Source organism: Variovorax stachyos (assembly GCF_051400855.1).
GTDB lineage: Bacteria > Pseudomonadota > Gammaproteobacteria > Burkholderiales > Burkholderiaceae_C > Variovorax.
Genome location: NZ_JBLFFN010000063.1, coordinates 1 through 611 on the forward strand (window position 1 = coordinate 1; position 611 = coordinate 611).

The window sequence follows — 611 nt, forward strand, 5'->3', positions numbered from 1 at the left end:
GGCGGTGCGGGAGGAGCCGGCGGGGGCGGCGGCGGGACGATGGTGCTGGTGGAGCGCAGGTACCAGTTCTCTCCGCCGCCCGCGGCATCGCCGGGCTGCAGGCGGTACTCATACGCCCCCGCATCCACATGGCCGCCCTGCAAGGCAAAGGCATCCCGGGTGCTCTGGGCGGTGGTGGTGGCGCCGTTGAGGGCGCTCACCAGTTCGATGCCGTTGCCCGTGGTGAGCGCCCCCAGGCCGCCGAGGTTGACCACCTGGACCGTAGTGCGCCCGCTGGCCACAGCTGCGGGGCCGTTGAGGACGAGCCGGTCGCTCGCGCTGGCGCTGTCTCCGAGAAAGGTGCCCAGGCGCAGCAGGCCGTTGTTGCCGATATACGGACCGGTGACGGTGAGGGTCGTGCCGGGTGCACTGCCGATGAGCGAGACGGTGCCGGCATTGGTGAGCGCAGCAATGCTCTGGCTGAAGCCGGCAAGATCGAGCGTGGCACCCGAGGCCACGCTGTGCGCCGAGGCCGGGCTGAAGGTATTGGCAGCGCCGGCGCGCAGGGTGCCTTCGGTGACGGCAGTCGCACCGCCGTAGCTGTTGGCGCCCGAGAGAACGAGGGTGCCGCT

The 611-nt window shown here is 71.2% G+C and carries 1 protein-coding gene; it reads right to left on the minus strand.

What is annotated here, in order from left to right; all coding sequences use genetic code 11:
- On the minus strand, positions 1-611 hold a 611-nt coding region (locus tag ACMGEZ_RS29710), incomplete at both ends, for an autotransporter outer membrane beta-barrel domain-containing protein (protein WP_436825867.1).